This is a genomic window from Bacillus fungorum, from assembly GCF_002746455.1.
GTDB lineage: Bacteria > Bacillota > Bacilli > Bacillales > Bacillaceae_G > Bacillus_A > Bacillus_A fungorum.
The window spans coordinates 169,622-182,115 of sequence record NZ_NWUW01000002.1; the positions used below are offsets into that span (position 1 = coordinate 169,622).

Consider the following 12,494-nt stretch of genomic DNA (forward strand, 5'->3'; position numbering starts at 1 on the left):
ATGAAAGTATATACGAAAGATGAAATTGTTGAGCACGCGAAAGAACTAGCAAAAATGATTTCTGAAACAGAAGAAGTTGATTTCTTTAAGCGAGCAGAAGCACAAATTCATAAAAATGAAAATGTAAAGCGCGCAATTGATGAAATTAAAGCACTGCAAAAGCAAGCAGTAAACTTGCAGCATTACGGGAAATGGGAAGCTTTGAAAAAAGTAGAAGCTGAAATTGATGCCCTGCAAGATAAGTTAGACAGTATACCAGTAGTACAAGAATTTAAATCTTCACAAACATATGTAAATGACTTACTACAGCTAGTTGCAAGTACGATTTCTAACAACGTAACAGATGAAATATTAATTTCAACTAATGGTGATGTATTGAAGGGTGAAACGGGCGCAGCGGTAGAAAGTAAAAAAGGAAATTGTGGTTGTTAAAGAGATGTCGAATTGACATCTCTTTTTTTAGTGGATTAAACGTAAGTTCTTCTCGAAAAAAGAATGACACATTCCGCTATTGTCACGCATATGATTAAGTGAATAGTGATTGAGGAGGGTTACGAATGTCCGAATTTAGAGAGATTATTACAAAAGCAGTGGTTGGAAAAGGACGTAAGTATACAAAGTCAACGCATACATGTGAATCGAGTAATGAGCCAACAAGTATTTTAGGGTGCTGGGTAATTAACCACTCGTACGAAGCAAGAAAGAATGGAAAGCATGTGGAAATTGAAGGTTTCTATGATGTGAACACTTGGTATTCATTTGATGACAATACAAAGACTGAAGTTGTAACAGAACGTGTGAACTACACGGACGAAGTAAGCATTGGCTATCGTGATAAAAACTTTTCTGGTGATGATTTAGAAATTATTGCTCGTGTTATTCAGCCACCAAATTGTTTAGAAGCTCTTGTATCACCAAATGGTAATAAAATTGTTGTAACTGTAGAACGTGAATTTGTAACAGAAGTAGTTGGCGAAACAAAAATTTGTGTAAGTGTAAATCCTGAAGGCTGTGTAGAATCAGATGATGATTTCCAAATTGACGATGATGAGTTTGAAGAATTAGATCCGAACTTTATCATTGACGCAGAAGAAGAGTAATAGGAAGCTAGGGAGAAGTTCTTCCTAGCTTTTTACTTTACATAAGTGGGTGCTGAATGAACATGATTCCTTATGAAATGTGCTATAATGAGGACAGACTCCTGAAATAGGAGATATGGATGTCCGTGAAATGTGACATATATGAATATAGATTATTATGTAAGAATTATGGAGGAGAAATATGACGCAATATACCCCTATGATACAGCAATATTTAAAGGTTAAGGCAGACTACCAAGATGCCTTTTTATTTTTTCGCTTAGGTGATTTTTATGAAATGTTCTTTGAGGATGCTGTTAAAGCAGCCCACGAACTTGAAATTACATTAACGAGCCGAGACGGTGGTAGTAGTGAACGTATACCGATGTGCGGTGTACCGTATCATGCGGCTAAAAACTATATTGAACAACTTGTTGAAAAAGGATATAAAGTAGCGGTTTGTGAGCAAGTAGAAGATCCAAAAACAGCTAAAGGTGTAGTGCGCCGTGAAGTAGTACAATTAATTACGCCAGGAACGATGATGGAAGGGCGTACTATTGATGAGAAAGAAAATAACTTCTTAGCCGCATTAACATATTTTGAAGATGGATCATATGCGTTAGCTTGTAATGATTTAACGACTGGACAAAATACAGTAACGTTATTGACTGGTTCAGTAGAAGATATTTTATTAGAAGTGTATGCAACTGGTTCGAAAGAAATTGTTGTAGATTCTTCATTTTCTAAAGATGAACTAAACAAGTTAACTGAAACGTTAAAAATGACGATTTCATATGAAGATGCAACGGCAATTCCTGAAGGGTTAGAACAGCTTGTGAAAAACGTTTCACAAGCAAAGTTAATTAAAGCAGTTGGGCGCTTATTTAACTATGTGATAAGAACGCAAAAACGTTCATTAGATCATTTACAGCCAGTGGAAATTTATTATACGAATCAATTTATGAAAATTGATGTGCACTCAAAGCGAAATTTAGAGCTGACAGAAACACTTCGAACGAAAGAAAAAACAGGATCATTATTATGGTTATTAGATAAGACGAAAACAGCTATGGGTGGTCGTATGTTAAAACAGTGGATGGAACGTCCACTTATACAGAAAGAACGAATTGAAGAGCGTTTAGAAATGGTTGAAACGTTTGTAAATGATTACTTCTTACGAGAAGATTTAAAAGAAAAGTTAAAAGAAGTATATGATTTAGAACGTTTAGCAGGGAAAGTTGCATTTGGTAATGTCAATGCACGGGACTTATTACAATTAAGACGCTCTTTACTTCAAGTTCCAGCTATTTTAGAAGCGATTAGTTTGTTGGATAACGCTTATGCAGCGAGATTAATTCAAGGTGCAGATCCATGTGAGAGCTTAACAGAATTACTAGGAAGAAGTATTCAAGAAAACCCACCGCTTTCTATTAAAGATGGAGATATTATTAAAGATGGTTATAATGACAAGCTTGATCAATATCGTTACGTTAGTAAAAACGGAAAAACTTGGATTGCTGAGCTTGAAAAACGAGAGCGTGATATTACAGGAATTAAATCGTTAAAAATCGGGTACAATCGTATTTTCGGTTACTACATTGAAGTAACGAAAGCGAATCTTGGAGCATTACCAGAAGGTCGCTATGAACGTAAACAAACGCTTGCTAATGCTGAACGTTTCATTACAGATGAACTGAAAGAAAAAGAAACATTAATCTTAGAAGCAGAAGAAAAAATTGTACAACTAGAATACGATTTATTTACAGCGCTTCGTGAAGAAGTAAAAGTATTTATTCCGAAATTACAGCATTTAGCGAAAGTGATTAGTGAATTAGACGTATTGCAAAGTTTTGCGACAGTTAGTGAAGAAGAACAGTTTGTAAAACCTGTACTAACAACGAAGCGCGAAATCTTTATTAAAGATGGTCGTCATCCTGTTGTTGAAAAAGTATTGAACGGGAAATTGTATGTACCGAATGATTGTATTATGCCAGAGAAGATGGATGTCTTTTTAATTACAGGACCGAACATGTCTGGTAAAAGTACGTATATGAGACAATTAGCACTTGTGACGGTTATGTCACAGATCGGTTGTTTCGTACCAGCAACAGAAGCAGTATTACCTGTATTTGATCAAATCTTTACGAGAATTGGTGCAGCGGATGATTTAATTTCAGGTCAAAGTACATTTATGGTCGAAATGTTAGAAGCGAAAAATGCAATTGCAAATGCATCAGAAAGAAGTTTAATTTTATTCGATGAAATTGGACGCGGTACATCTACGTATGATGGTATGGCACTTGCACAAGCAATTATTGAACATATTCATGACCAAATTGGTGCGAAAACGTTATTCTCTACGCATTATCATGAATTGACGGTGTTAGAAGAAAGTTTAGATCAACTGAAGAATGTACACGTTTCAGCAATTGAGGAGAACGGAAAAGTAGTATTCCTTCATAAAATTCAAGATGGAGCAGCAGATAAAAGTTACGGAATTCACGTTGCGCAACTTGCGGAGCTTCCAGATAGTTTAATCGCTCGTGCGAAAGAAGTGTTAGCACAACTAGAAGGACAAGAAGAAATTATTATTCCAAAGCGTGTTGAAGTGAAAGCGCAAGAGCAAGAAGTAATTCCAGAACCTGTAGTTGTAAAAGAAGATCCAGCAGAGATACAAGAGACGAAAGTAGAGACTGAAGAAGAATCGCAACTATCATTCTTTGGTGGAGAACAGTCTTCGAAAAAACAAGAAAAGCCAGTTCTAGATACGAAAGAAACGGCAGTGCTTGCACAAATTAAAAAAATTGATTTACTTGATATGACACCTTTAGAAGCGATGAACGAACTGTATCGCTTACAGAAAAAGTTAAAGAAAGGATGAGTAAGTAGATGGGGAAAATTCGCAAACTCGATGACCAACTCTCTAACTTAATTGCGGCAGGGGAAGTAGTAGAGCGCCCTGCCTCAGTCGTAAAAGAACTTGTGGAAAATTCTATCGATGCGAATAGTACATCTATTGAAATCCACTTAGAAGAAGCTGGTTTATCGAAAATTCGCATCATTGATAATGGAGATGGTATTGCCGAAGAAGATTGTATCGTCGCCTTTGAACGACATGCGACGAGCAAAATTAAAGATGAAAACGATTTGTTTCGTATAAGAACACTCGGTTTCCGTGGTGAGGCATTGCCGAGTATTGCCTCTGTTAGTGAATTAGAATTAATCAGTAGCACAGGTGATGCGCCTGGTACGCACCTTATTATTAAAGGTGGAGACATTATAAAACAGGAAAAAACAGCGAGCCGAAAAGGAACAGATATTACAGTACAAAACTTATTCTTTAATACACCAGCGCGCCTAAAATATATGAAAACCATTCATACAGAGCTTGGGAATATTACAGATATCGTGTATCGTATTGCAATGTCACATCCAGAAGTATCATTAAAGCTATTTCATAATGAAAAGAAATTGCTTCATACATCAGGAAATGGTGATGTAAGACAAGTACTTGCATCGATTTATAGCATTCAAGTTGCAAAGAAGCTTGTTCCAATTGAAGCTGAATCTTTAGATTTCACGATTAAAGGTTATGTAACATTACCAGAAGTAACGAGAGCATCTCGTAATTATATGTCAACGATTGTAAATGGCCGTTACGTTCGTAATTTCGTATTAATGAAAGCTATTCAGCAAGGATACCATACATTATTGCCAGTCGGACGATATCCAATCGGCTTCTTATCGATTGAAATGGATCCAATGCTAGTTGACGTTAACGTACATCCAGCGAAATTAGAAGTTCGTTTTAGTAAAGAACAAGAATTACTAAAGTTGATCGAAGAAACATTGCAAGCAGCATTCAAAAAAATACAGCTCATTCCAGATGCAGGTGTAACAACGAAGAAAAAAGAAAAAGATGAAAGTGTGCAAGAACAGTTTCAGTTTGAGCATGCGAAGCCGAAAGAACCATCCATGCCGGATATCATTTTACCGACGGGCATGGATGAAAAACAAGAAGAACCACTGGCTGTGAAACAACCAGCACAACTGTGGCAACCACCAAAGCAAGAATGGCAACCACCACAATCGCTCGTAAGAGAAGAACAAAGTTGGCAGCCATCTACTAAACCGATAATGGAAGAACCAATTCGAGAAGAGAAATCGTGGGACAGTAACGAAGAGGAGTTTGAACTAGAGGAATTAGAAGAAGTTCGGGAAATAGAAGAGATTGAGATGAACGGTAATGACTTACCACCGCTTTATCCAATTGGACAAATGCACGGAACATATATTTTCGCCCAAAATGATAAAGGCTTATATATGATTGATCAACATGCCGCGCAGGAACGTATTAATTATGAATATTTCCGTGATAAAGTAGGGAGAGTAGCACAAGAAGTACAAGAACTACTCGTACCATATCGTATCGATTTATCTCTTACTGAATTTTTACGTGTCGAAGAGCAGCTAGAAGAACTGAAAAAAGTCGGCCTATTTTTAGAGCAATTCGGCCATCAATCCTTTATCGTCCGCTCGCATCCAACGTGGTTCCCGAAAGGACAAGAAACAGAAATTATCGACGAAATGATGGAGCAAGTCGTCAAACTAAAAAAAGTTGATATTAAAAAACTACGTGAAGAAGCAGCTATCATGATGAGTTGTAAAGCATCCATTAAAGCAAATCAATATTTAACGAACGATCAAATATTTGCTTTACTTGAAGAACTACGTACAACAACAAACCCATACACATGCCCGCACGGAAGACCGATTCTTGTGCATCATTCTACTTATGAGTTGGAGAAGATGTTTAAGAGGGTTATGTAGGGATACTGTGTTGAGGGGAAAATTAATTAGACTAGTGGTAAATTGATAAACGTGAATTTTTTATTGTTTTTTCAATAAAATTATGAAGCGTATATGTAAAAGGAGCAATGAAAAATTGCTCCTTTTTAATTTGGAGGTTTATATATTTCTTTATGATGAATGTTGCCCAAAATATTTTCAATAAATAATATTAAATAACTCTCCCAATTGTAGTTTGGGGGAGCTAACTATCAAACCTAACCTATACTTGAATCAAGTATAGGATTTTGGAAATTAAAATTCATGTAAATATTCTACAGTTTTGTAAAAGACATTCATTGACACTTGTGTATATAAGTAACTATAATCGTTACATCGAATTTGAAACATGTCTATACAGTTTCATCATTACAAATAGGTAAATATAAAAAGAGAAAATCTCAATTCGATAAATACAATAGAATGGTAGAGGTGTTTATTTTTATGAAGCACAAATTAATTGCAACAGGTATCCTTGCAGGGGCTATACTATCTTATTCTTCTAATATTTTAGCAGATACTCAAAAATTTCCTGATGTTCCAAAGTGGGCAGAGCAATCCGTTAATTATTTAGTGGATAAACAAGTATTAAGTGGCTACCCAGATGGAACTTTTGGCTCAAATGATTCATTAGACAGAGCTTCCGCCGCAACAATTATGACAAAAGTTTTAGGTATACAAATTGACTTCGATGCAAAACCATCCTTTACAGATTCACAAAACCACTGGGGAGCTCCATATATTGCTGCTGCTGAAAAAGCTGCCATTATTAAAGGTGAAGGTAATGGAATCTTCAATCCATCCGGAAAAGTAACTCGCGCTGCCATGGCAACAATGCTAGTAAATGCTTATAAACTACAAAGTACAACAAATGATAATGACCAAAGTAAATTTGAGGATTTAAAAGGACATTGGGGTGAAAGATTCGCCAATATTTTAATTGACTTAAAAATTTCCGTTGGTACTAATAACGGTTGGCAACCAGATAGATTCATAACACGCACCGAAGCTGCTCAACTTACTGCAAAAACAGATATGATGCAACTAAATTTAAAAGATGTTTTAGAAGAAAAAGAGATTATTACTGCTACCTCATATGAAGATTTAAATTTAACAGTGGCTTCCAAAATTACAGCCCAAGAGATTAATAGTTTTATTGCAAAATATCATTCAGATAGTCCCTTAGTTGGACATGGGCAAGATTTTATCAATGCGCAAAATCAATATGGCGTGAATGCTCATTATTTAGCGGCACATGCGATTTTAGAATCTGGATACGGAAAATCAGAAATCGCATATCAAAAACATAATCTATTCGGATTACGTGCATATGATGGAGATCCGTTTAAATATGCAAAATATTTACCAACCTACGGCGACAGTATTGCTTATAACGCTAATTATGTACGAGAAAGATATTTAGAAGAAAGTGGTATGCATTATAACGGACCAACGTTAGCTGGTATGAACGTGAAATATGCATCAGATAAAGGCTGGGCTAAAAAAATTGCAGGTATTATGGAACGTATTAAACCATTCCGTGCAGAAGACTATACATATGCAAAAAAATTACCAAAGAATCCTGAAACATTAGATGTTGAAGCGTTATCTAATGAAATTCCGTATAAAATATATGCAGATGGTTCAAGCTCAAAAGTTGTATCATCAGCTGCTTACTACCATGTACCTTATCCATTTAATTTAAAAATTAAAAGTAGACCAGATGTAGCAGTCGAGGAAAATAAAATTGGTATAGTCACTCCTGGAACAAACATCTTTATTTATCGTGAAGATCCAAATGGATGGGTCGAATTCTCTTTTGAAGCTAATGGAGAAAAATACTGGACATTAAAAAGGAAATTAAGTATGTAATTAAAAAGATCTACTTTACTACTCTTAACTGTTTGGGGTTTAATCCCATATAATTAGGAGACAAGTTTTTTTACTTTCTTAAAATATAGTTATGTATACAAAAAAGTTAGAGAATTATTTTCTTTAACTTTTTTGCATTAGTAAAAGAAAGAAGAAGTATACCGTACAAGATATGTCACATTTGTACAAGCAAACTTAGCACTATTTCAATTCATTGAGGGGGGTATAACCGCAAGAGGGTTTTATAGTAGCCATTGATTACAAAACGCCCCAAGCAATAGAGGATCTAGCTAAAAAAGTAGCTTAGATTTAACTTTTTTGTGTCCTATCCATTATATATACTTATTTTAATGGATATAATTAATTAAATGTCGTTTTTTGTCGGTTATTATTGTATAATTTATTATCTAATCAATATATAACAATGAGGTGGATTTGATTGTCGTTTTTAAAAAATAGTAAAATTGGGACAACATTAAACGTATTGGTAGTTATATCAAGTATTGCTTGTATAATATTATCTATGCTGGGATTTTTTAGCCTTAAAAAAGGTGAGTATGCTTCCTCTACGATGTATGAAGACAGTTTATTACCAATTCAGTGGATAGGAACTGTAGAGTCTAATTTTTATCATGTTAATATGAATGTGATGGAAATTATGCTATCAAAAGATGAAAAAAGAATGAAAGAGCTTATGACAGAAATAGAGAAAGCTCGTACAGAAACTGATCAGTTATTAAAGCAGTTTGAGGCTAGAGTTAGTTCTAATAAAGAAAAAGAATTGTATACAACATTTCATGAAATATTTAATGAATTAAGAATACAGATGAAGAAAGTACAAGATTTAGGACAATCTAACAATGAAGAAGCATATGCTTATTATCTGAAAGAGGTTGACCCTAATATGAAAAAGGAAATTCAGGTAATTCGTGAACTTATTCAATTTAATAATAATAATGCAGAGCAATTACAAAAAAATAATATCGACAGTGCAAAAAACACAATGATAATGTTTGTTAGTATCTCTATTATAGCAATTGCAATCGTTATGTTTATTGGTCACATTATTAAAAGTACGATTAAACAACCAATTGTATTATTGCAAAGGGATATGGAGCAAGTATCTGAAGGGGACTTAACGATACGTACTTCTTATAAAGCGAATAATGAATTGGGAAGTATTGTGAAGTCCTTTAATAGTATGCTGGATAACTTGCAACAATTAATTGGGGAAGTAAAAATCACAACACAGGAGGTTATTTCTTCTACTGATGGAATGTTGCAAGATACAAAACGAGCATCTCATATATCAAGAGAGGTTGTTCAAACTATTTCTGAGGTTGATAAAAAAATAGAAGGACAAGTTACTAGTATTCAAGAAAGTTCCTCATCAATGGAAGAAATTGCGACTGGCGTTCAAACAGTAGCTGAATCTTCAGCAACAGTTACAGAAGTAGCTGTCACAACAACAGAACAAGTTAATTCTGGTAGTGAAGTAATCAAACAATCTATACTTCAAATGAATAGTATTCATGAGGTTGTTGAAGAAACATCAAAAGTAATAGAGAGGCTTGTTACACGTACGCAGGAAATTGATACAGCTCTAGATGCAATCACTAACATTGCTGAACAAACAAACCTTCTTGCCTTAAACGCCTCAATTGAAGCTGCACGTGCTGGAGAGAATGGGAAAGGATTTGCAGTAGTGGCAGCAGAAGTGGGAAATTTAGCTGAGCAGTCTAAAAAATCCGCAAATGAAATCAATCATTTAATACAATCTATTCAAAAAGATACAAAAGATACGGTCGATGTCATGCAAATGGGACAACAAAAGGCGGCAGAGGGAAAAGAAGCTGCTTATAAAGCAGATCAAGCATTCTCATCTATTATGTTAGATATTAATAAAATTACCAGCCAAATTCAGGAAGTATCTGCAGCGACAGAAGAAATGTCTGCCGGTACAGAAGAAGTGAATGCCTCCATGTCAATTGTTTCTGAAACTGCAACGCAAGTAGCTAAGGAAACAACTCAAACGGTACAGTCAATCCAATCACAAGCAGCATCAATTGAGGAGATATCAAATCAATCTAACAAAATAAAAGAAAAAGTAGAAGCATTGTCAGAATTAGTTTCAAAATTTATTATTGAGAAGCAAGATAAAAAGAAAGAAAATATATCAAATATGATATAAGAGCAATAAAAAAGACTATTGTAACATTTATTGAACTGTACCCTATAAAATGGACAGTTTAATAAAAAGAAATTTAAAAATTAGGCACTTAAAAGATGGTTCCGGTATTGTACCGGGGCCATTTTTTTGAGTGTCCATTGATAACGAGCATAATTATAATCTTGCATATAATCCTCTATTACCTGCCTAAGAGATTGTAACGTTTGACAACACTTATAGTCTAATGCATCTTTCATACGAACAAAAAAAGATTCCATTGGAGCGTTATCTAAGCAGTTTCCTCTATGTGGCATAGATCGTCTGATTCCCATCTCCTTTACACGGTGCTGAAATTCTGGATGCGTGTAGTGAGTACCCTGATCAGAATGCAAAAGTACTTCAGGATGAATGGTATCTCCTAATCTATCTTTTAACTTATCTAATATTTCATAGACAATATCCATCTGTAGAGAAGGGGAAACATGATAAGCTAAAATTTCTCGTGTCGTACTATCTTTGACACAAGATAAATAAGCTTTTTTTTCCTTTTTCGTAAAATAAATATGTAATATCCGTTAACATACTTTTCTCCGGTTCTTCGTGGTTGAATTGACGTTATAATAAGTTCGGACAAGTTTTGTGTTCTTGTGTCCCTTTTGCGAGTTGTTTGTATGGATTCGCACGACGAATACGTGTGAAAATACACAAAAAACCCGAATCATGGACTTTTTTTAGTGGCCACGATTCGGGGTACAGTTCATATAAAATACAATGGTCTTTTTTATTTTTTCGGATGGATATTTTAAAAATTCTCCACATCATTGCATACAAAAATTTTGTTTGCATCAATTTATCACTTATTTAATCTACTAATAGAACAGGAGATTTATTTACAGTTAATTACTGTTAAATTTAAAGAAATAAAATTAATTAATAAGTAGTTAAATCGTTTTAATATATTGTATTTTTATGGTGATAAGGAGTTTTCACATGTAATTTTGCATACAATCACACAAATTAAATAAAACATTATATAATGATATATAGTTTTAATTAATGCTATTAGATAATTTATTAATTATTTATCTAAAACTAATGAAGGATTGATATAAAGTGTCAAAAGTTAACATAACAAAGTTCCAAGATAGTATAATGATTGCATGGCAATCAGCAGAGATTACCATCCCTTTAAAAGATATCCTTACTATATCTACTAATGACGTTCCTCTTAATAAACTCGACCATGTCGTTTATATCGGAACTCCATCTTCCTCGAACAATGGAATATTGATACATACTACAAACTTAAACTTCATTATATTTGTTATTAACCCATCTATAATCCTAGAAGAAATCAATATTGAGTAACCAGGCTTTTTTTGTTTTATTATTCTTTATTTTAAATATTGTTATTTTATCAACAGTAATAAAGGTTGTGGTAAAAAATTATAATTAATACCCTGGATTTTTTCATAATGATACTAGTACTCTAAAAAAGGATGTGCTCAGTATGGAAAAGTAATGTTCCAATGCTTACATTATTAATTACATTACCAGTTGTATTTATTGTAATTGGACCACTTGCAACATTTGGCTCAACAATTGTTTCTGAATTTGTATTTGTAGTTAGAGACTTTAGCCCATTGTTTGCTGGCCTCATAGTGGGAGGTGTGTGGAAATATTGGTTATTTTTGGTATTAACTAGGGGTTTATACCTGTATATCTAAATAACATTATGACGACGGGATATGATAACGCGATGATGCCTTTCTTTGCTTGTATTTTCGCAAAGGTGGGAGTTGCCCTAGCGATATTATTTAAGAGAACACATCCAAGCGATGAAGGATGCGATAGATATTTTAGAATATAAAACATGGGCACATATAGATTTAATGAGTGCAGGATCTAGTGAGATGGACAAGCGGTATGGATTTATTTATGTTGACCAGGACAATAAAGAAAATGGGACATTAAAAAGAAGTAAAAAGATTTTATTTGTTTGTATGTAAAGTTAAGTGTTAAATGTTAAATGAAATTTGGAGGGATTAATGTTGTTGTGTATTAAAATATAAGTGTATGATATTTAATGCTACAAGTAATGCATTTCCGAGCTAAGATAGCTTTAATGTATCTATGTATAAAAAAGCGCCGTATATCAGCACTTTTTAAAAATACGTGGGTTGTATAATAAAGATTTATACATTACTAAAAACATAACTATACAAGGCCTAACATAGATCCTTATTTGGTTAATTGTAATAAGAATCTAAATGATTATTTGTCCTTGTTATTATTAATTTTTTCAGTATATAAAACTTGTTCTTTATAATGCTTTTTAATTGGGAAGTTATGTGTACCTGTGCCGTTCTTGAATTTTTTATCAATGGGGTTCTTTAGAGGAACTGTTGTAGTTTCAGTAAATTCATATGGGTAATTTATTTTAGATTTATCTTCAAACATGAAAATGCCTCCTTTTAGGATCTCCTAAATTCTTTACTATAACATGATATGCATATAGAATTTTT

The 12,494-nt window shown here is 33.9% G+C and carries 10 protein-coding genes and 2 pseudogenes; 10 read left to right on the plus strand and 2 right to left on the minus strand.

What is annotated here, in order from left to right; translation table 11 throughout:
- The 7 genes and pseudogenes from CO726_RS03615 to CO726_RS03640 all read left to right on the plus strand — a co-directional run bounded on the left by CO726_RS03615 (position 1) and on the right by CO726_RS03640 (position 9,990).
- Positions 1-432, plus strand: coding sequence for a YlbF/YmcA family competence regulator (locus tag CO726_RS03615; RefSeq protein WP_098758316.1), 432 nt, complete (start codon positions 1-3; stop codon positions 430-432).
- A gap of 125 nt (positions 433-557) precedes the next feature.
- Entirely contained in the window at positions 558-1,100 is a 543-nt protein-coding gene (gene cotE / locus CO726_RS03620) for an outer spore coat protein CotE (protein ID WP_099683320.1), read from the plus strand.
- Between the two features lie 181 nt (positions 1,101-1,281).
- Positions 1,282-3,960, plus strand: a complete 2,679-nt coding sequence (gene mutS, locus CO726_RS03625; RefSeq protein ID WP_099683321.1) for a DNA mismatch repair protein MutS — start codon at positions 1,282-1,284, stop codon at positions 3,958-3,960.
- Between the two features lie 8 nt (positions 3,961-3,968).
- Positions 3,969-5,909: a DNA mismatch repair endonuclease MutL gene (gene mutL, locus CO726_RS03630; RefSeq protein WP_099683322.1), complete on the plus strand. Its 1,941-nt coding sequence runs from the start codon at positions 3,969-3,971 to the stop codon at positions 5,907-5,909.
- A gap of 462 nt (positions 5,910-6,371) precedes the next feature.
- Positions 6,372-7,799, plus strand: coding sequence for an S-layer homology domain-containing protein (locus CO726_RS03635; protein WP_099683323.1), 1,428 nt, complete (start codon positions 6,372-6,374; stop codon positions 7,797-7,799).
- A 144-nt stretch (positions 7,800-7,943) separates the two neighbouring features.
- Positions 7,944-8,106 (plus strand): annotated as a pseudogene (locus tag CO726_RS32305) (IS3-like element ISBce13 family transposase); the annotation flags it as partial.
- Between the two features lie 132 nt (positions 8,107-8,238).
- Positions 8,239-9,990 carry a methyl-accepting chemotaxis protein gene (locus CO726_RS03640; protein ID WP_099683324.1) on the plus strand — a complete coding sequence of 584 codons (1,752 nt, stop codon included), beginning with the start codon at positions 8,239-8,241 and terminating at the stop codon, positions 9,988-9,990.
- Positions 9,991-10,070: 80 nt separating this feature from the next.
- Here the strand turns inward: CO726_RS03640 and CO726_RS03645 are convergent, their stop codons facing one another.
- On the minus strand, positions 10,071-10,541 hold the full coding sequence (locus CO726_RS03645; RefSeq protein WP_099683325.1) for an IS3 family transposase: 471 nt from the start codon (positions 10,539-10,541) through the stop codon (positions 10,071-10,073).
- 541 nt (positions 10,542-11,082) lie between these two features.
- Here CO726_RS03645 and CO726_RS32935 point away from each other — a divergent pair.
- From CO726_RS32935 to CO726_RS03665, 3 genes and pseudogenes are all read left to right on the plus strand, one after another.
- Positions 11,083-11,337 carry a SunI/YnzG family protein gene (locus CO726_RS32935; RefSeq protein ID WP_099683327.1) on the plus strand — a complete coding sequence of 85 codons (255 nt, stop codon included), beginning with the start codon at positions 11,083-11,085 and terminating at the stop codon, positions 11,335-11,337.
- 161 nt (positions 11,338-11,498) lie between these two features.
- Positions 11,499-11,696, plus strand: coding sequence for a hypothetical protein (locus CO726_RS03660; protein ID WP_245916542.1), 198 nt, complete (start codon positions 11,499-11,501; stop codon positions 11,694-11,696).
- An 87-nt stretch (positions 11,697-11,783) separates the two neighbouring features.
- A pseudogene (locus CO726_RS03665) lies at positions 11,784-11,978 on the plus strand (family 1 glycosylhydrolase); the annotation flags it as partial.
- Positions 11,979-12,243: 265 nt separating this feature from the next.
- Here CO726_RS03665 and CO726_RS03670 read toward each other — a convergent pair.
- Positions 12,244-12,429, minus strand: a complete 186-nt coding sequence (locus CO726_RS03670) for a hypothetical protein (protein ID WP_099683328.1) — start codon at positions 12,427-12,429, stop codon at positions 12,244-12,246.
- Between the last annotated feature and the right edge of the window lie 65 nt (positions 12,430-12,494).